Source organism: Pseudomonas sp. I8001, assembly GCF_013385345.1.
Taxonomy (GTDB): Bacteria; Pseudomonadota; Gammaproteobacteria; order Pseudomonadales; family Pseudomonadaceae; genus Aquipseudomonas.
In genome coordinates this window covers 20,060-38,364 of the sequence record NZ_JACAQC010000038.1, presented here as the reverse complement: position 1 = coordinate 38,364, position 18,305 = coordinate 20,060, and the positions used below count along the sequence as shown (strand labels likewise).

The following is an 18,305-nucleotide window of genomic DNA, read 5'->3' as shown; positions in this document are numbered from 1 at the left end:
AAGCCCGCTCCCACATGGGGTCGGCGACGCTTGGGAGAAACGTGATTTATACAAGTGCAATAAAAACTAAGGAAGGTCACCGTGAAAAAAACAAAACGAGGGTTTCAATCCGCCATCCCAACAGGCCCGGGCTACCCGCTCAAGGCCCTGAGCTGCGTGCCATACGGCGCGTTGCTGTGTTGCCTGGCCAGCCTGGGTACCGCCCAGGCCGCACCCTACGTGGAAACCGGAAAACTGGGAGATGCTGCCAGTTGGCGCAGTAATGAATTCAAGGCCGATTGGGGCCTGGGCGCCGTGCATGCAGACGCCGCCTACGCCGCCGGCTACACAGGCAAGGGCGTGAAGCTGGGGATCTTCGACCAGCCGGTGTATGCCCAGCATCCGGAATTCGCCAGCCCCGGCAAAGTGGTCACGCTCGTGACCGAAGGCATTCGCCAATACACCGACCCGTACATCCCGGTGAAAGCCGGGGACGCGTTTCGCTACGACGGCACGCCTTCCCTGGGTTCCAACGGCAAGCTCGGCAATCACGGCACCCACGTAGGCGGGATCGCTGCGGGTAACCGCGACGGTGGGCCAATGCACGGCGTGGCGTTCGATGCGCAGATCATCAGCGCCGAAAACGGTGACCCGGGCCCCGAAGACGGGATCATCCTGGGCAACGACGGTGCGGTCTACAAAGCCGGTTGGGACGCGCTGGTGGCCAGCGGCGCACGCATTATCAACAACAGCTGGGGCATCGGCATCGGTGACCAGTACGCCAAGGGCGGCCGAGATCCGGCATTCCCCAACTTCACGGTCAATGAAGCCCAGGCCCAGTTCAATAACATTCGGCCGATCCTTGGGACGATCGCAGGTGGCGCTTATCAGGGCGCCATTGATGCGGCCCGCAGCGGCGTGCTGACGATCTTTGCCGCCGGCAACGACTACAACCGCAACAACCCGGATGCGATCTCGGGCCTGGCGTACTTCGTGCCGGAGATTGCACCCAACTGGCTGTCGGTGGCGGCCTTGCAACAGAATCCCGACACCGCCAGTTCCGATCCTTACGTGATCAGTACGTTTTCCTCGCGCTGCGGGTATGCCGCCAGCTTTTGCGTCGCGGCCCCTGGCACCAAGATCTACAGCTCGGTGATCAACGGCACCTCCCTGGAAAACCTGACCACCGACTACGCCAATTTCAACGGCACCTCCATGGCCGCGCCGCATGTGGCCGGCAGTGCAGCGGTGTTGATGGAGCGCTTCCCGTACATGAGCGGCGACCAGATCTCCACGCTGCTGAAAACCACCGCGACCGACCTCGGCGCACCGGGCATCGACTCGCTGTACGGTTGGGGCATGATCAACCTGGGCAAGGCCATCAACGGCCCGGGGATGTTTGTGACGGCTGAGGATATCCCGGCGGAGTTTCGTATCGACGGCGCCTACGGCTCCGGCCAGTTTGTCGCGGACCTGCCAGGAATTGGCGCCGTGGTGGATGCCGGCAAACCGACCCAGCGCACGTGCACCGACGTGCATTGCGGGCTGGATGTGTGGAGCAACGATATCTCCGGGCATGGCGGCCTGACCAAGCAGGGCATTGGCGCGCTGGTACTGACCGGCACCAACACCTACAGCGGCCCGACCCTGGTCAACCAAGGGTTGCTGGCGATCAATGGCTCGATCACCTCCGACGTTACCGTCAGCAGCAGCGGCGTAGTGGGCGGTTCAGGGCGCATTGGTTCGCTGACAGCGAACAGCGGCGGTACCGTGGCGCCGGGCAATTCCATCGGCACCCTGAACGTGGCCGGGGATGTGAGCTTCGCGGCGGGCTCCACCTATGCGGTGGAGTTGTCGGCCACCAACAGTGATCGCATCGTCGCCGGTGGCAAGGCCACCCTCAGCGGCGGCACGGTGACCCTGGCCCTGGAAAACAGCCCGACGCTGCTGACCCAGACCCAGGCCGAAAGCCTGATCGGTCGCCAGTACAACATCCTGCAGGCTGCAGGCGGGATTACCGGCAGCTTCGGTTCGGTGCTGCCCAACTATCTGTTTATCGGCGGCACCCTGAACTACGCCGCCGACGGCGTGCAGCTGGATGTGGGGCGCAATGCCAACACCTTTGCCAGTGTGGCCGCCACCCCGAACCAACGTTCGGTGGCCGCTGCTGCCGAGCAGTTGGGCGCGGGCAACGCCGTGTACGAAAGCCTGTTGCTGGCGCCGAATGCGGCTTCGGCCCAGGGTGCATTCCAGCAGCTGTCCGGGGAAATCTACCCGGCGCTGGAAACCGCATTGGTCAATGACAACCGCTACCTGCGCGAAGCCGTGGGCGAGCGTTTGCAGCAAGGGGCAATGGGCGCATCGAGCCAGACCGTCGACAGCCGTGGCAACGTCTGGGTCAAGGCGTTGGGCGCCTGGGGCAAGACCGACAGCGGCAGCGATACGGCGGGCTACACCACCTCCATCGGCGGCATGCTGGCGGGTGTGGACGGCGCGTTGGATGAAGACACCCGTGTAGGCCTGGTGGCGGGGTACAGCGATACATCGCTGAACATGGGCAGCGACACCCATTCCCGGGCATCGGTGGACAGCTATCACCTGGGTGCGTATGCCGGGCATGAAATCGGTGCCTTGCGCTTGAGCGGTGGTGCGACCTACAGCTGGCACCGCGCCGATGTGAAGCGCGAGCTGCAATACGGTGAAGTCGCCGGCAAGCAGAAAGCCAAGGTGGATGCCCGCAGTACCCAGGTGTTTACCGAAGCGGCGTATCGCCTGAACCTGCAACCCCTGGCCCTGGAACCGTTCGCCAACCTGGCGTACGTGCATCTGGATGCCGATGGGTTTACCGAGAAGGGTGATGCGGCGGCCTTGAAGGGCCGGGATGACAGCCGCGATGTGGTGTTGAGTACCCTGGGTGCTCGAGCGCTGAAAACCTTGAATATCAATGACCATCAGCAACTGGAGCTTTCCGGCACCCTGGGTTGGCAGCACAACCTGAGCAGCGTCGATTCCGAGCGGCACCTGGCGTTTGCCTCGGGCGGCCCTTCGTTCACTGTGGAGAGTTCGTCGATGGTGCGTGATGCGGCATTGGTGGGGGCGCGGGTCAGCCTGGCGCTGAGCAAGGATGCGAAGGTGAATCTGGATTACAACGGCCTGCTGGCCAGCAAGGAGAAAGTCCATGGGGTGGGTTTGAGCCTGGACTGGGCTTTCTAAACACCGCAGTTGGAAATGTGGGAGCGGGCTTGCTAGCGAAAGCGGTGGATCAGTCAACCCATCCACCGACTGGCACACCGCCTTCGCGAGCAAGCCCGCTCCCACATTGATCCGGTTCCAATCGTCCATTTGTGCAGATTCGGCTTTCTCGACAATTCCAACAAAAGAGAGGCAATACCATGGGTGTTTTCGACTATAAAAACCTCGGCACCGAGGGCTCCAAAGCGTTGTTCGCCGATGCCATGGCGATCACGCTGTACTCCTATCACAACCTGGACAACGGCTTTGCCGTGGGTTACCAGCACAACGGTTTTGGCCTGGGGCTGCCCGCCACTCTGGTGGGGGCGCTGCTGGGCAGCACCGATTCACAGGGGGTTATTCCAGGGATTCCCTGGAACCCCGACTCGGAAAAAGCCGCCCTCGAGGCGGTCAACAAGGCCGGCTGGACGCCCATCAGCGCCAGTACCCTGGGCTACGGCGGCAAGGTGGACGCCCGGGGCACGTTCTTCGGTGAAAAGCCCGGCTACACCACCGCGCAGGTGGAAGTGCTGGGCAAGTACGATGGCGACGGCAAGCTGCTGGAAATCGGCGTTGGTTTTCGCGGGACTTCGGGGCCTCGGGAAACCTTGATCAGCGACTCCATCGGCGATCTGGTCAGTGACCTGCTGGCGGCGCTGGGGCCCAAGGACTACGCGAAAAACTACGCCGGCGAAGCCTTCGGCACCTTGCTCAAGGATGTCGCGGCGTATGCCGGCAGTCATGGCCTGACGGGCAAGGACGTGGTGGTCAGCGGTCATAGCCTGGGTGGCCTGGCGGTCAACAGCATGGCCGACCTGAGCGGCAATAAATGGTCGGGGTTCTACAAGGACTCCAACTATGTGGCTTATGCCTCGCCAACCCAGAGTGCCGGCGACAAGGTGCTGAACATCGGTTATGAAAACGACCCGGTGTTTCGCGCGCTGGACGGCTCGTCGTTCAACTTCTCCTCACTGGGCGTGCACGACAAGCCCCATGAGTCGACCACGGACAATATCGTCAGCTTCAACGATCACTACGCGTCGACGCTGTGGAATGTCCTGCCGTTTTCCATCGTCAATGTTCCCACCTGGCTTTCTCATTTGCCCACCGGGTATGGGGATGGCATGACGCGGATCCTGGACTCGCAGTTCTACGACCTGACCAGCCGGGACTCGACGATTATCGTGGCCAACCTGTCGGACCCGGCCCGGGCCAATACCTGGGTGCAGGACCTCAACCGCAATGCCGAGCCGCACAAGGGCAACACGTTCATCATCGGCAGTGATGGCGATGACTTGATCCAGGGTGGCAAGGGTGTGGATTTCATCGAGGGCGGCAAGGGCAATGACACGATCCGCGACAACAGCGGGCATAACACCTTTCTGTTCGGTGGGCAGTTTGGGCAGGACCGGGTGATTGGTTATCAGCCGACCGACAAGCTGGTGTTCCGGGACGTGGAGGGCAGTGCGGACTGGCATGACCACGCCAAGGTGGTGGGGGGCGATACCGTGCTGAGTTTTGGCGCGGACTCGGTGACGCTGGTTGGCGTTGGGCTCGCCGGGGTTTGGGGCGATGGGGTTTCCATCGGCTAAGTAGCGCCACGGATTGATCGTTCCCACGCTCTGCGTGGGAACGCCGCCCCGGACGCTCTGCGTCCAACGGCCAACCCACGGTTCATGTCTTGCGCAGTGGTGACGCGGAGCGTCACGGGATGCATTCCCACGTAGAACGTGGGAACGATCATTGCAAAGAAAAGTGGGAGCCGACGGGCTCCCACTTTTTATTTCTCCTTCATCACGGTCGCGACGTCATCGGCCTTGACGCGAATATGCTTGCCGGCGATATCGGTGAATTCGTAGAAGCCATCGGCCGTTTTCGCGTTGGGCACGTCCTTGGTCAGGTATTGAGTGCCGTTCTGCAACGTCACCACCGTCTGCGTGGAGCAACCGGCCAATACCAGCAACGTCAACATACCCACCGCCAGACCCAAATTCTTCATGCTCATAACCCTTACCCTGATCCTTCGAAAACCCCGCACCTGAGCGGTCGGGGGAGACTCATTTAATGTGGCTGACAGCCATCTGATCATTATTACGCAAAAAGTTGCGTGTGCCTTTGATCTATTACTGATTGCAACAGTCGGTCAGGGACGGCACTCTGTATGCATAAACAGTGGTTGATCCAGTGCCTGAAATGTCCAATCCCCTAGAAGATCCGCTCTATTACCTGCATAACTTCCGCCAAGTGCTCGCCTGGTTGGGGCAGCGTTATGCCGATTTGCTGGCCCCGGACGAAGAGCATTTCATTCAGCAATTTGACAGCTTGCCGCAGGCATCCCAGGCGTTACTGGTACGCATGGTGATGCGCAAGGGCGCGCATTTCCGGGCGGGCAAGCTCAACTATGTCGAGATCGGCGCGGTGCACGAGGCGGTTGTGCCTTTGCTGGAACAGGGTTGGGTGACGGATCAATGCCTGTTGTCGTTCGGCGAGTTGTTCGGCCTGTTGCAGAAAGCGGAAATCCTGGCGGCGTTCAAACCCTGGATCGAGCAACCCAAGGCCAGGAAGGCGGACTGGCTGGAAACGCTGTCAACGCAGTTTTGTGAACTGCGTCACTTCCAGCACTGGTGCCCGGACCTGGCCGATCAGCTTTACAGCCTCACCGTGATGGAACTGTGCGACCGCCTGCGCCTGATGTTCTTCGGTAATCTCTATCAGGACTGGTCGGAATTTGTGCTGGCGGACCTGGGCATCTTTACCTACGAGAAAGTCGAATTCTGCGCCGAATCCCGCGGTTTGCGCAGCCGTGACGATGTGCACGGCTTCCTGTTCCTGCATCAGTGCCAGCAGGCCTTTGAAGCGGGCGAGGCACTCGATGGCGTGCTGGAACAAATCGCTACCTTGCATACCGACAACCCCTGGCTGGAGAAACGTCGAGCCAAGCTGTTGTTCCAGGTGGGCCAGTATTGTGAGCGCAGCGCCGAGTTGGCCCTGGCGGAAGCTATCTACCGGGGCTGCACCTATCCCGGCGCACGGGCGCGGCTGATCCGGGTGCTGGAGCGCCAGGAGGATTTTGCCCAGGCGATGGGGCTGGCCCGTGAGGCGCAACAGGCCCCGGAAAGCGCTGCCGAACAGCAGCACTTGCTGCGCGTGATACCCAGGCTGCGACGCAAGCTCGGCGAGCCGGCGCAGCCCAAGGCAAAACCCCGCGAGATCGTGCGCTTGGACCTCGAACTGCCGGCCCCGGAACCGATGATGTCGGTGGAGTATTGCGTACAGGCGCACCTCAGCGACCATGGTGCACCCGTGCATTACGTCGAGAACAGCCTGATCAATTCGCTGTTTGGCCTGCTGTGCTGGCCGGCGATTTTCGCGCCGTTGCCGGGGTCGTTTTTCCACCCGTTCCAGCGCGGGCCGGTAGACCTGCACAGCGAGGATTTTCATCTGCGGCGCGCCGAGCTGTTCGCCGAGTGCCTGGGCCAACTGGACGATGGGCGCTACAAGCACACCATTCGCCAGCGTTATGTAGACAAATGGGGCATCCAGTCACCCTTCGTGTTCTGGAACGTGCTCAGCGAAGAACTGCTCGATCAGGCCCTCGACTGCCTGCCAGCGGCGCACCTGCGCCACTGGTTCGAACGCCTGCTGCTGGATATCCGCGCCAACCGCGCCGGCATGCCCGACCTGATCCAGTTCTGGCCCGAAGAAAAAACCTACCGCATGATCGAAGTCAAAGGCCCCGGTGATCGCCTGCAGGACAACCAGCTGCGCTGGCTGGAGTTCTGCGGCGAACACCAGATGCCCGTCACTGTGTGTTATGTGCGCTGGGCGGGGCAGGCCGCTTGAGCTACAGCGTCGCGGTGCGTGCATTATGTGAATTCACCGCCAAGGTCGGCGACCTCGACCTGCGCTTTACCCCGTCTCCCAGTGCCCAGGAAGGGATTGTCGGCCACCGCACCGTGGCCTCGCGGCGCAGCGCCCATTACCAGAATGAAGTCGCGCTGGAGGGCGAATACCAGCAGTTGAAAGTCCGAGGCAGGGCGGATGGCTACGACCCGGACCGCAACCAGCTGGAAGAGGTGAAAACCTATCGCGGCGACCTGGACAAACAACCGGCCAACCACCGGCAACTGCACTGGGCACAGGTCAAGGTCTACGGCTGGTTGATGTGTCAGAAGCTCGGGTTGTCGGAGATTGTCCTGGCGCTGGTGTACTTCGACATTGTCGGCGAGCACGAGACGCTGCTCAGCCAACGGTTTCAGGCTGACGACCTGCAGGCATTCTTCGTGCAGCAATGCGCCCTGTTCCTCGGCTGGGCCGAACAGGAAATGCACCAGCGCGAAGCCCGCAATGCCGCAGCGGTTGCCCTGGGCTTTCCCCATGCGGCGTTTCGCCCGGGCCAGCGCGCCCTGGCGGAAACGGTCTACAAGGCGGTCAGCACCGGCCGCTGCCTGATGGCCCAGGCGCCTACCGGGATTGGCAAGACCGTCGGCACGATTTTCCCGATGCTCAAGGCCATGGCGCCACAACAGCTGGACAAGGTGTTCTTCCTGACCGCCAAGACCCCGGGCCGCAAACTCGCGCTGGATGCGGCGCAGGTGCTGTATGACAGCAGCCCCGATCTGCCATTGCGGGTGCTGGAGCTGGTGGCGCGGGACAAGGCCTGCGAACACCTGGACAAAGCCTGCCACGGCGACTCCTGCCCACTGGCGAAGGGTTTTTATGACCGCTTGCCGGCGGCCCGCGAAGCTGCTTCCCGCGTGCGCCTGCTGGACCAGCGCAACCTGCGGGAAGTCGCCTTGGCCCATGACGTCTGCCCCTATTACCTGAGCCAGGAAATGGCACGCTGGGCCGACGTGGTGGTCGCCGACTACAACTATTACTTCGACTTCGGCGCCATGCTGTTCGGCCTGGCCCAGCTCAACCAGTGGCGCGTCGCGGTGCTGGTGGACGAAGCCCACAACCTGGTGGAGCGTGGCCGCTCGATGTACAGCGCGGCCCTCGACCAGTACACGCTCAAGACCCTGCGCGAGATCGCACCCGAGCCGCTGAAAAAGCCGCTCCAGCGCCTGAACCGTGAGTGGAATGCCCTGCACAAGGAGCAAGTGGCGCCTTATCAGGCCTACGCCCAGAAACCCGACAAACTGCTGCAGGCGCTGAGCCTGTGCACCAGCGCCATGGGTGAATATTTCAACGACCATCCCGAAGCACTCAATGGCGAACTGCAAGCCTTCTACTTCGAGGCGTTGCAGTTTGCCAAGGTCGCCGAGCTGTTCAACGAACACTTCATTTTCGACATCAGCAAACGCGAACTCAGCGGCAAGCGCAGTTCATCAAACCTGTGCCTGCGCAACGTGGTGCCCGCCGAATTCATTCGGCCCCGGCTGACAGCGGCCCGCAGCAGCGTGTTGTTTTCCGCAACCCTGAGCCCGCGGCACTACTACGCGGACTTGCTGGGAATGCCGCTCGACACGGCCTGGGTGGATGTGGAATCACCGTTCAAGGCCGAGCAGCTGCGGGTGCATATCGTCGACCGGATCTCCACCCGGTTTGTGCATCGCCAGGCGTCCCTGGAGCCCATCGTCGAGCTGATTGCAGCGCAGTTTGCCCAGGCGCCGGGCAACTACCTGGCGTTTTTCAGCAGTTTTGATTATCTGCAGCAAGTGGCGCATTTGCTTGCCGAGCGGCACCCGCGCATCCCGCTGTGGCAGCAGTCACGGGGCATGGCCGAGGCTGAACGCCAGGCATTTCTCGACCAGTTCACCCAGCACAGTCAGGGCATCGGTTTCGCCGTGCTCGGCGGGGCATTCGGCGAAGGCATCGACCTGCCGGGGACCCGGCTGATCGGCGCGTTTATCGCCACCCTGGGCCTGGCGCAACTCAACCCGGTGAACGAGCAGCTCAAGCTGCGGATGGGCGCGATTTTCGGCGCCGGTTATGACTACACCTACCTTTATCCGGGCATCCAGAAGGTGGTGCAAGCCGCGGGCCGGGTGATCCGCAGCCAGCAGGACCGAGGGGTGGTAATGCTGATTGATGACCGGTTTGGCGAAGCGCGGGTGCGGCAGTTATTGCCGCGCTGGTGGTCGATCACTGCGGCGGATACACCGCATCCCGCAACTGGTGGGTGAACAGGCCGGACATGCCTTCGTAAGCCGTATTGGTCAGTGCCACCACCGTAAGCTTCTGCTGCGGGTCGACAAACCAGCTGTGACCGTAGGCGCCGCCCCATTCAAAGGTGCCCCGGGATTGCGGTGTGCCTGTCAACGCCGGGTCATCCAGCACCGCCCAGCCATAACCGAACCCCCAGCCCGGGTCCTGGGTTTGCGCCTTGGCGCCGACCGAATCGGTGACCATCAACTGCACGCTGTGTGCCGACAGGATCGGAGCGCCGCCCCGGCGAATGGTTTCCAGGAACCGCGCAATATCACCTGCCGTCCCGGCCATGCCTGCGCCGCCGGAAGGGTAGGCCTGGGGATCGAGAATCCGCCGCACATCAAACAGCGCGGTGCTGTTGCCCGAGGTGATCGTGGCCTTGTCGACCATGCGCAACGGCTGTGGCGAGCCATCCTGATAGGCGGCGGACAGGCGTTTTATATCCGTCACGGAAAACCCGGTATCGCTTAGCCCCAGTGGTTCGGTCACCGAGTCGCGGAGCAATGCCGGCAGGCTCTGGCCGGACGCCTTTTCCAGCACCGCACCCAGCACATCGGTGGCCATCGAATACTGCCAGCCGGTGCCCGGCGGGTAACTCAGGGGCACGCTCGCGATACGCTTGAGATTCTCGGCAAAGCTGATCTCGGGCTCACCCAAACCATCGGAAACCCCGGCGGTGCGGTAAGGGCCATGGGTACTTTCCAGGAATCCATAGCTCAGGCCGGCTGTGTGGTTAAGCAACTGGCTGACGGTGATCACCGGGATGGTGCCATCCGCCAGCTTGGGATTGAAGTCGGGCAGCCAGCGGCTGACCGGATCGTCCAGGCCCAAGCGACCTTGTTCCACCAGGTGCATCGCGGCGGCGGATACCAGCGGTTTGGTCACCGATGCCAGGCGAAAGATCGTGTCCTCTGTCATCGGGCGCCCGTCTTCGCGGTCCGCCAAGCCGGCAGCACGGTGATAAACCAGCTGCCCGTCCCGCAGCACCAGCACCACGGTGCCCACCAGGCGATTGTCGGCAATGGCGCTGTCGACCACCGCATCCACGCGCTTGGCGAGCAGTGGGTCGTGGCTGTCGGCGCAGGCGAGGGTGGCGCAAAGGGAGGCGGCAAGGGGCACGAGGTATCTGGCAGGAGGCTGCATGGTTCAGGTCGCTCATTGACAGTGCATGACTGCCAAATATGAACGCTGGGGTCCCGGACTACAACGTGACATTGCACAACTGCTGACTCACTGCCCATAAGCGTTCGGCCTGCTCCGGGTCGACAGCCCAGGGCCATACGCCGTTACGGCTGGTGTCATCCTGCGACGAAGCGGCCACATCGCAATCTTCGCAGTAGAGTCCGCCCATGCCCTCCAGTTGCGGGCTGACAGCGCACCACACCGAGGTCGCGGCGCCTTGCTCGGGGCTCTTGTAGTGACTGGCGCTGCGGATATTGCCCTGATCATCGAGGGCTCCGACGAAGGCCAGGTCGTCCTTGTCCAGATAACGGATCAAGTCGGTGAGGATTTCCCCCGGGTGCACGGAAAATGCGCGCACACCCTCCGCTTTACCTCGTCGGTCCAGTGCTACCGCGAACAGTGCGTTGGCGGTTTTTGATTGGCCGTAGGCGAGCCACTTGTCATAGGGGCGGTGTTCAAATTGCGGGTCATCGAAATGCACAGGGCTGAGACGATGGCCGAGGGATGATACCGAAACCACTCGTGCGCCATTAGCCTCACGCAGCGCCGGCCACAACCGCGCGGTTAGCTGGAAGTGGCCCAGGTGGTTGGTGGCGAACTGCGCTTCGAAACCTCGCGTATCCCGTTGCAGTCGTGTGGCCATGATTCCGGCGCTATTGATCAGAAGGTTCAATGCCCGGTCGCTGGCGAGGAAGTTTTCGGCAAAACGGTCGATGGAAATCGGGTCGAGTAAATCCAGGCTGGCGTGTTCAACACCGATGATGCCCGAGAGGTTGCGTTCGGCCTTTTCAGGATCCCGCGCGGGAACGATCACCTGCGCACCCGCGTCGACCAACACGCGAACCGTTTCCAGGCCAATGCCGGAGTAGCCACCGGTGACAATCACCGTCTTGCCTCGCAAATCGCTGCCCGCCAAGGCTTGCTGGGCGGTAGTGCCGGCATCGAAGCCGCTGCCAATTGGGGTTTGTTTGTCAGCCATGAAAGATCTCCTTATGGGAGGCCTAGAGTCTCTCGCTGGAGCCCGGACGCGGAATGCCCTAGAGTCCGTGTTTCTGTCGCGATCGTCCGGAGCTTTTATGGATACCCTTTCCGATGTGCTGGCACTGTTAAAAAGCCATCGCTCGACCTTCGCCGGCCTGAAGGCTGGGGGCACCTGGGCCATTGACTTTGCGGCGCCGGATGGCATCAAGTTCAACGCGGTGGTGGAGGGCAGTTGCTGGCTGGAAGTGGAAGGGCTGGCAGTACCGATACGCTTGTATGAGGGAGATTGTTTCCTGTTGACCCAGGCACGCCCGTGGAGGCTGTCCAGCAATCTGTGCCCTGAAGGACTCGATGCACGTGAGGTGTATGCCGATGCGCTGGGAGGCATCGCCACGGTGGGTGCCACGGTGGATCTGTTCTTGATCGGCGGACGATTTATCTACGGGGATGACGCCCGGTTGTTGCTGGACAGCCTGCCGCCGGTGTTGCGGGTGAGTGCCAACTCCGAACAGGCCGCCGTGTTGCGTTGGTGCCTGGATCGCCTGGCCCGGGAATACGCCAGCCCGTTGCAGGGAGCGGCGCTGATGACCGAGCATTTGGCGCAAATGATGCTGGTGCAAATCCTGCGGCTCTATCAATCTTCCATGGGCACCCATACCACAGGCTGGCTGGGAGCCTTGACGGATCCAAGGCTGGCCCCGGTGCTGCGGGAAATTCACGCAGCGCCCGCCCGGCGCTGGACATTGAGTGAAATGGCCGGCCTGGCGAGTCAATCCCGCTCCACCTTCGCCTTGCACTTCAAGCAACGGGTAGGGCTGGCACCGCAGGAATACCTGACCCGCTGGCGTATGCACCTGGCGGTACAGGCCTTGAAAGCCAGCGACAACAGCGTGTCCACGATCGGCCAGTCCCTGGGTTATCAGTCAGACAGCGCTTTCAGCAATGCTTTCAAGCGCGTGATGGCTTGTTCTCCCCGGGAATACCGCGAGCGAACCCCACACAAGGAACCCAGTGATGAGTGAAACCCAGCAGCAGAAGGTCAAGGTCAACGGCATTGAGTTGAACGTGCACATCGCCGGCCCCGAGAGCGGCCCGCCGGTGTGGTTGCTGCATGGGTTTCCCGAGTGCTGGCACTCCTGGCGCGAGCAGATTCCGGCGCTGGTGGCCCAGGGTTATCGGGTGTTTGTCCCGGAAATGCGCGGCTATGGACAATCCAGCGCGCCGCCGGAAGTGGCCGACTATGACCTGCTGACCCTGTGCGCCGATATCCAGGGCGCCATGGACCTGTTCGGGCATCGCCGGGTCGTCATGATTGGCCATGACTGGGGCGCCGTGGTGGCCTGGCACCTGGCGTTGCTCGAGCCAGAGCGCGTCAGCCAGTTGGTGACGATGTCGGTACCGTTCGCCGGACGCTCCCGCAGGCCGGTGATCGAGATCATGCGCGAGCTGTACGCCGATCGCTTCAATTACATCCTGTACTTCCAGGCCCCGGGCGTGGCTGAAAAGGAACTGGATGCCGATATCGAGCGGACATTACGGCTGTTCATGCAGGACCAGGACGTTTTCCTGCAGAAGAAACCCGCCAGCGCGAAGCTGCTGGAAGGTATGCCGCTGCCCGGTACGCTCCCGGCCTGGTGCAGCCAGCAGGACCTCGACGTGTATGTTCAGACCTTCGCCAATGACGGCTTTCGCGGCCCGTTGAACTGGTACCGCAACTTCGAACGCAACTGGCAGCGCACCGAGTTCCTCGCCGGCAGGCAGGTGCTGCAGCCGACGCTGTTCCTGATCGGTGACCGCGACCCGGTCGGCGTGTTCGAAGCCCACACCCTCAAGCGCATGCCCGACGTCGTGCCGAACCTGCAACAAAGCGTCCTGCCCAACTGCGGCCACTGGATTCAGAACGAGCAGGGGCCCAAGGTCAACGAACTGCTGCTCGGGTTTCTAGGGCGAACGTGAACGTCGCGCCGCGTCCTGGCACATCGATCAGGCGGATTTCCTGACCGTGCAGTTGCAGGATCCGGTGCACGATGCGCAAGCCCAGGCCGCCATCGCGTCGAGCCCCACCAATGGTGAAGGCGCGCAGGAACAGACCTTCGCGCAGATCCGCCGAAATCCCGGGGCCGCTGTCGCTCACCGTGACTTCAACAAAACCGGACTTGGGGGCCAGGGTCACTTCAACTTCGCCATTGGGCGGGGTATGGCGCAGGGCGTTATCCAGCAGGTTGGTGAGTACCCGTTCGATCAGGCCCAGGTCGGCCAATACGGTTGGCACCACCGGTGGCAGGCTGGCGGTGAGGGTGATCGCCCGGGCTTCCGCGGTCAGTTCAAACTTCTGGAAAATGTCCTGCACCAGGTCGGGTAACGAAAAGCCTTCGATGACCGGCTGCACAAACCCGTGTTCCAGGCGTACCAGTTCCAGCAGCGACTGGGCCAGCCCGCCGACCTTGCGGCTCTGGTCGAGGGCGATGCCCAGGTAACGCCGGCGTTCCTGCGGGGTCAGGCTGGCGTCTTTCAGGGACAGGGTTTCCAGGTAGCCATGCAAGGAGGCCAGCGGTGTGCGCAGGTCATGGGAAATATTCGCGACCATCTCCCGGCGTTCCTGCTCTTGGTGGGTGATGGCGCGCCACTGTTCACCCAGGCGGTTCTCCATCTGCACGAAGGCGTGGTCGAGCACGGCTATTTCATCCTGGCTGGCAACCTCGGGCGCCACGGCCTGCGGGACTTTCGGTGCGCCGTTGATATCGAACTGGCCGACCTTCTCGGTCAGTTGCCGCAAGGGCCGGGTGATCCAGGCGAACGCGGTCAAACCCGCGAGCAAGCACAACAATGCCACCAGGGCGATGGACCACAGGGCGATGTTCAGTGCCATGCCGGTGGCATCCCGGGCGTCGAACACATCATGGGCTTCGCCCAGCAGCACTACATACAGGTAGCCGGCCTGCTGGCCGTTGACCCGCAGCGGCGCGGCGCTGAACACCTTGAGGCCGTCGACGCTGCGTGGGTCGTCGCCGAGGATCGGCAGCATCGCGCCGCTGAGGAAACGGCGCACCGGCTCCAGGTTGACCTGGTCGCGGCGCAGGTGGCCGCTGGGCGCAGCGTTGCCGACCACACGCCCGTTAATGTCCAGCAGGTACACCTCGACACTCGGGTTTACCAGCATCAACTGGCTGAACAGGTTGCGCACCGCGTCCGGCTTGAGACCGTCGGCGTCCATCAACTGCGTATCCCGGGCGATGTGCGCGGCGAGGTCGCGGGACAGGCCTTGCACCACTTCCAGTTCATGCATGTGGTTGGAGCGCACTTGCAGCCAGGCCGACGTGCCGCTGCAAATCAGCAGCAACAGCGCGAACACCAGGGACAGGCGCTGGGTAAGGGTCAGCCTCATGCCGATTGCTCGGCAAACTTGTAGCCACGGCCCCACACCGTGAGGATGCGCGCCGGGTTGGCCGGATCGGCCTCGACCTTGGCCCGCAGGCGGTTGATATGGGTGTTGACGGTGTGTTCGTAACCTTCGTGGCTGTAGCCCCACACGGCGTTGAGCAGGTCCATGCGCGAGAATACCTTGCCCGGTTGGCGGGCGAAAAAGTACAGCAGGTCGAATTCCCGGGGCGTGAGGTCCAGCCGCTGGCCTTGCAGGGTGGCGTCACGGGTCAGCGGGTTGATGAACAACTGGCCGAGGTCGAGGCTGCCGGCGTCCATCTTCAAGTTGCGCGCCATGGCGTCGACCCGGCGCAGCAGCGCCTTGACCCGCGCCACCAGCTCCGGCATGGAAAACGGCTTGGCCAGGTAGTCATCCGCTCCCAGTTCCAGGCCGAGGATGCGATGCAACTCGCTGGAGCGGGCACTGGTGATAATGATCGGCGTGTAGCGCGTCATCGCCCGGGCCCGCCGGCAGATCTCCAGGCCGTCGACGCCGGGCAGCATCAGGTCAAGGATCAACGCATCCCAGCCGCCTTGCTCCAGCAGGCGCAGGCCTTCGTCACCATCGGCACTGTGAACCACTTCGAACTGCTCGTCCCGCAGGTGCAGGCAGATCAAATCGGCAATATGGGCATCGTCCTCGACCACCAGGACACGTTTAGGCTGATCCATTGATAAAAACCTGTCTTCTTGATTCGCGCATTGTGCGGCTTTTGCAACAGTGTAGTTATCACGAATTGTTTAACTCTGCGTGAGGATTCCGCGACCACCCCGGGCCTAACCTTACTCATCGCAACGGCAAAAGTACGCCCCCCTCATTGTGGCGAGGGAGCTTGCTCCCGCTGGGTCGCGCAGCGGCCCCAAAAAAGCCGGGAGCGCTGCGCACTCCAGCGGGAGCAAGCTCCCTCGCCACAGTTTGTTTATCAGCCATAGGGGCTTCGCCAGCCATCCGCACTTGTGTGAGGAGCAACTCATGTATTCACGTCGACAGATCCTGCTCGCCGGCGGCGGCCTCGGCCTCGCGGTAATCGCCGGTGGCCTGCTGCAAAAAATCAACGCCGGTCCCGCCCTGATCGCCGAAGCTGAAGCCGCCGAACATTTCGAAGTCAGCCACACCGACGCCGAATGGCGCACCCTGTTGACCGCCGAGCAGTACGCGATCCTGCGGGAGGAGGGCACCGAACGCCCCTACAGCAGCGCCCTCAACAGCGAACACCGCAACGGCACCTTCGCCTGCGCCGGTTGCGCGTTGCCCCTGTACGCCTCAGCCACCAAATTCGAAAGCCACACCGGCTGGCCCAGCTTCTGGCAACCCCTGGAAAACGCCGTGGCCAGCCACGTCGACACCTCCTTCGGCGTGGTACGCAAGGAAATCCACTGCCGCCGCTGCGGCGGTCATCAGGGCCACGTGTTCGATGACGGCCCGGCACCCACCGGCCTGCGCTACTGCATGAATGGCGCAGCCATGACGTTCACCGCGACTTAATTCAATGTCTTCCTATAAGGGTCTACCCCATGTGGCTTTTGGTTCTCGCATATCTGGGCGGCGTGCTGACGATTGTCAGTCCCTGCATCCTGCCGGTTCTGCCTTTTGTCTTCGCTCGCACCGGGCAGCCGTTTTTGCGCAGTGGCTTGCCGCTGCTGCTGGGGATGGCGATGACCTTCGCCCTGGTCGCCTCGCTCGCGGCGGTGGGCGGCGGTTGGGTGGTGCAAGTCAATCAGTACGGTCGCTGGCTCGCGTTGCTGTTTGTTGCGCTATTCGGGCTGACGCTGCTGCTGCCAAGCCTGTCCGAGCGCCTGACCCGGCCGCTGGTGGCCGCGGGCAGTCGCCTGTCGGAAGCCGCCGGGGCCGATTCGCGGCCGCGTCCGGGCGCATCGTTCCTGATCGGCGTGGCCACCGGGCTGCTGTGGGCGCCGTGCGCCGGGCCCATCCTCGGGCTGGTGCTGACGGGCGCCGCGCTGCAGGGCGCCAGTATCGGCACTACCTTGCTCTTGCTGGCCTACGCGGCAGGGGCTGCCACCTCCCTGGCCTTGGCGCTGCTGGTCGGCGGTAAAGTCTTCGGTTTCATGAAGCGTTCGCTGGGCGCTGGTGAATGGCTGCGTCGTGGGCTCGGCGCCCTGATGTTGGCCGGTGTGGCGGCCATCGCCCTGGGCCTGGACACCGGGATCCTGGCGCGCCTGTCGACGGCGTCAACCGGTGGCCTGGAACAAAGCCTGGTGGAGAAACTCAGCGCCAAGCCTGAACAGAAGAGCGGGGCGATGATGGCCGGCGGCGCGATGATGGCCGCCAACCGCAGTGACACGCTGCCAGTGGAAGGCCAGTTGCCGCCGCTGGACGGTGCCGTGCAATGGCTCAACTCCGAGCCACTGACTGCCGAGGCGTTGAAAGGCAAGGTGGTGCTGGTGGATTTCTGGACCTACTCCTGCATCAACTGCCTGCGCACCTTGCCGTACGTCAAGGCCTGGGCCGAGAAATACCGCGACCAGGGCCTGGTGGTGATCGGTGTGCACGCTCCGGAATTCGCCTTCGAACGCGACGTGAACAACGTCACCAAGGCCATGAAGGACCTGGGCATCACTTACCCGGTGGCCATCGACAACAACTACAAGATCTGGCGCGCCTTCAACAACCAGTACTGGCCGGCGCATTACTTTGCCGATGCCAAGGGCCAGATCCGCTATCACCATTTTGGCGAGGGTGACTACGCCGAGTCCGAGCGAGTGATCCAGCAACTGCTGCGTGAGGCGGGCGCTACCAAGGTGGCGGGCGGCTTGATCGAAGCCGATGCCAAGGGCATCCAGGCCGCACCGGACATGAACGAAGTGCAGTCGCCGGAAACCTACCTGGGCTTCCAGCGCGCCGAGAACTTCGTGACCACCGGCACCCTGGGCACCGACAAGGTGGTGAACTACCCGGCAGCCGGCAACCTGGCCTTGAACAACTGGACCCTGGAAGGCCCATGGAACGTCGGCGGCCAGCAAGCCACCCTCGCAGCGACCAACGGCAAGATCGTCTACCGCTTCCACGCCCGTGACCTGCACCTGGTGCTGGGCCCGGGCGCCGACGGCAAGCCGGTGCGCTTCAAGGTCAGCATCGACGGCCAGGCGCCGGGGGATGCCCACGGCACCGACGTCGCACCGGATGGCAGCGGCACCGTGACCGAACAACGCTTGTATCAACTGGTGCGCCAGCCGGGCGCGGTCAAGGACCGGACCTTCACCATCGAGTTCCTGGACCCGCAAGTGGCGGCCTATGCCTTCACCTTCGGCTAACCCATAGCGAAATTTTGCATGGTTAACCCGATCAATGTAGGAGCTGGCTTGCCTGCGATAGCGATCTTGAATTCACCACCTCAATC

At 62.7% G+C, this 18,305-nt stretch carries 13 protein-coding genes; 8 read left to right on the top strand and 5 right to left on the bottom strand.

Annotated features, from left to right (window positions below; all coding sequences use genetic code 11):
• The first annotated feature begins 81 nt into the window (after positions 1 to 81).
• Both HX839_RS24350 and HX839_RS24345 read left to right on the top strand, forming a co-directional pair.
• Positions 82 to 3,192: an autotransporter serine protease gene (locus tag HX839_RS24350; protein ID WP_177067810.1), complete on the top strand. Its 3,111-nt coding sequence runs from the start codon at positions 82 to 84 to the stop codon at positions 3,190 to 3,192.
• 179 nt (positions 3,193 to 3,371) lie between these two features.
• A complete protein-coding gene (locus HX839_RS24345) occupies positions 3,372 to 4,802 on the top strand; it encodes a lipase (protein WP_177067809.1) in 1,431 nt (476 codons plus the stop codon).
• Positions 4,803 to 4,990: 188 nt separating this feature from the next.
• On the opposite strand, the gene HX839_RS24340 is transcribed toward HX839_RS24345, so the two are convergent.
• On the bottom strand, positions 4,991 to 5,215 hold the full coding sequence (locus HX839_RS24340; RefSeq protein ID WP_003217100.1) for a YgdI/YgdR family lipoprotein: 225 nt from the start codon (positions 5,213 to 5,215) through the stop codon (positions 4,991 to 4,993).
• Between the two features lie 188 nt (positions 5,216 to 5,403).
• Between HX839_RS24340 and HX839_RS24335 the strand changes: the two genes are divergently transcribed.
• Both HX839_RS24335 and HX839_RS24330 read left to right on the top strand, forming a co-directional pair.
• Entirely contained in the window at positions 5,404 to 7,053 is a 1,650-nt protein-coding gene (locus tag HX839_RS24335; RefSeq protein WP_177067808.1) for a VRR-NUC domain-containing protein, read from the top strand.
• Positions 7,050 to 9,338 (top strand): ATP-dependent DNA helicase, encoded by a 2,289-nt coding sequence (locus tag HX839_RS24330; RefSeq protein WP_177067807.1) that lies wholly within the window; start codon positions 7,050 to 7,052, stop codon positions 9,336 to 9,338. Before HX839_RS24335 ends, HX839_RS24330 begins: the two co-directional genes overlap by 4 nt.
• Here the strand turns inward: HX839_RS24330 and HX839_RS24325 are convergent.
• Together HX839_RS24325 and HX839_RS24320 are read right to left on the bottom strand one after the other, a co-directional pair.
• Positions 9,298 to 10,506, bottom strand: a complete 1,209-nt coding sequence (locus HX839_RS24325; protein WP_177067806.1) for a serine hydrolase — start codon at positions 10,504 to 10,506, stop codon at positions 9,298 to 9,300. The two genes, HX839_RS24330 and HX839_RS24325, sit on opposite strands and share 41 nt — an antisense overlap.
• Positions 10,507 to 10,564: 58 nt before the next feature.
• Positions 10,565 to 11,524 carry an oxidoreductase gene (locus tag HX839_RS24320; RefSeq protein WP_177067805.1) on the bottom strand — a complete coding sequence of 320 codons (960 nt, stop codon included), beginning with the start codon at positions 11,522 to 11,524 and terminating at the stop codon, positions 10,565 to 10,567.
• Positions 11,525 to 11,621: 97 nt separating this feature from the next.
• Between HX839_RS24320 and HX839_RS24315 the strand changes: the two genes are divergently transcribed.
• A complete protein-coding gene (locus HX839_RS24315) occupies positions 11,622 to 12,548 on the top strand; it encodes an AraC family transcriptional regulator (protein ID WP_177067804.1) in 927 nt (308 codons plus the stop codon).
• Positions 12,541 to 13,482 carry an alpha/beta fold hydrolase gene (locus HX839_RS24310; RefSeq protein WP_177067803.1) on the top strand — a complete coding sequence of 314 codons (942 nt, stop codon included), beginning with the start codon at positions 12,541 to 12,543 and terminating at the stop codon, positions 13,480 to 13,482. The genes HX839_RS24315 and HX839_RS24310 overlap by 8 nt, the downstream gene beginning before the upstream one ends.
• Here HX839_RS24310 and HX839_RS24305 read toward each other — a convergent pair.
• Together HX839_RS24305 and HX839_RS24300 are read right to left on the bottom strand one after the other, a co-directional pair.
• Positions 13,445 to 14,911, bottom strand: coding sequence for a HAMP domain-containing sensor histidine kinase (locus HX839_RS24305; RefSeq protein WP_003217087.1), 1,467 nt, complete (start codon positions 14,909 to 14,911; stop codon positions 13,445 to 13,447). The genes HX839_RS24310 and HX839_RS24305 overlap by 38 nt on opposite strands.
• Positions 14,908 to 15,618 carry a response regulator transcription factor gene (locus HX839_RS24300; protein ID WP_003217086.1) on the bottom strand — a complete coding sequence of 237 codons (711 nt, stop codon included), beginning with the start codon at positions 15,616 to 15,618 and terminating at the stop codon, positions 14,908 to 14,910. The genes HX839_RS24305 and HX839_RS24300 overlap by 4 nt, the downstream gene beginning before the upstream one ends.
• Positions 15,619 to 15,919: 301 nt before the next feature.
• Between HX839_RS24300 and msrB the strand changes: the two genes are divergently transcribed.
• On the top strand, positions 15,920 to 16,432 hold the full coding sequence (gene msrB / locus HX839_RS24295; protein ID WP_003217084.1) for a peptide-methionine (R)-S-oxide reductase MsrB: 513 nt from the start codon (positions 15,920 to 15,922) through the stop codon (positions 16,430 to 16,432).
• Between the two features lie 29 nt (positions 16,433 to 16,461).
• On the top strand, positions 16,462 to 18,219 hold the full coding sequence (locus HX839_RS24290; protein ID WP_177067802.1) for a cytochrome c biogenesis protein DipZ: 1,758 nt from the start codon (positions 16,462 to 16,464) through the stop codon (positions 18,217 to 18,219).
• Positions 18,220 to 18,305: the final 86 nt, after the last annotated feature.

What these genes read in the sequence shown, in the direction of transcription:
- HX839_RS24345 (WP_177067809.1), top strand. Translation starts at nt 3,372, where the DNA reads ATGGGTGTTTTCGACTATAAAAACCTCGGCACCGAGGGCTCCAAAGCG.
- HX839_RS24340 (WP_003217100.1), bottom strand. Translation starts at nt 5,215, where the DNA reads ATGAGCATGAAGAATTTGGGTCTGGCGGTGGGTATGTTGACGTTGCTG.
- HX839_RS24335 (WP_177067808.1), top strand. Translation starts at nt 5,404, where the DNA reads ATGTCCAATCCCCTAGAAGATCCGCTCTATTACCTGCATAACTTCCGC.
- HX839_RS24325 (WP_177067806.1), bottom strand. Translation starts at nt 10,506, where the DNA reads ATGCAGCCTCCTGCCAGATACCTCGTGCCCCTTGCCGCCTCCCTTTGC.
- HX839_RS24320 (WP_177067805.1), bottom strand. Translation starts at nt 11,524, where the DNA reads ATGGCTGACAAACAAACCCCAATTGGCAGCGGCTTCGATGCCGGCACT.
- HX839_RS24315 (WP_177067804.1), top strand. Translation starts at nt 11,622, where the DNA reads ATGGATACCCTTTCCGATGTGCTGGCACTGTTAAAAAGCCATCGCTCG.
- HX839_RS24310 (WP_177067803.1), top strand. Translation starts at nt 12,541, where the DNA reads ATGAGTGAAACCCAGCAGCAGAAGGTCAAGGTCAACGGCATTGAGTTG.
- HX839_RS24305 (WP_003217087.1), bottom strand. Translation starts at nt 14,911, where the DNA reads ATGAGGCTGACCCTTACCCAGCGCCTGTCCCTGGTGTTCGCGCTGTTG.
- HX839_RS24300 (WP_003217086.1), bottom strand. Translation starts at nt 15,618, where the DNA reads ATGGATCAGCCTAAACGTGTCCTGGTGGTCGAGGACGATGCCCATATT.
- msrB (WP_003217084.1), top strand. Translation starts at nt 15,920, where the DNA reads ATGTATTCACGTCGACAGATCCTGCTCGCCGGCGGCGGCCTCGGCCTC.
- HX839_RS24290 (WP_177067802.1), top strand. Translation starts at nt 16,462, where the DNA reads ATGTGGCTTTTGGTTCTCGCATATCTGGGCGGCGTGCTGACGATTGTC.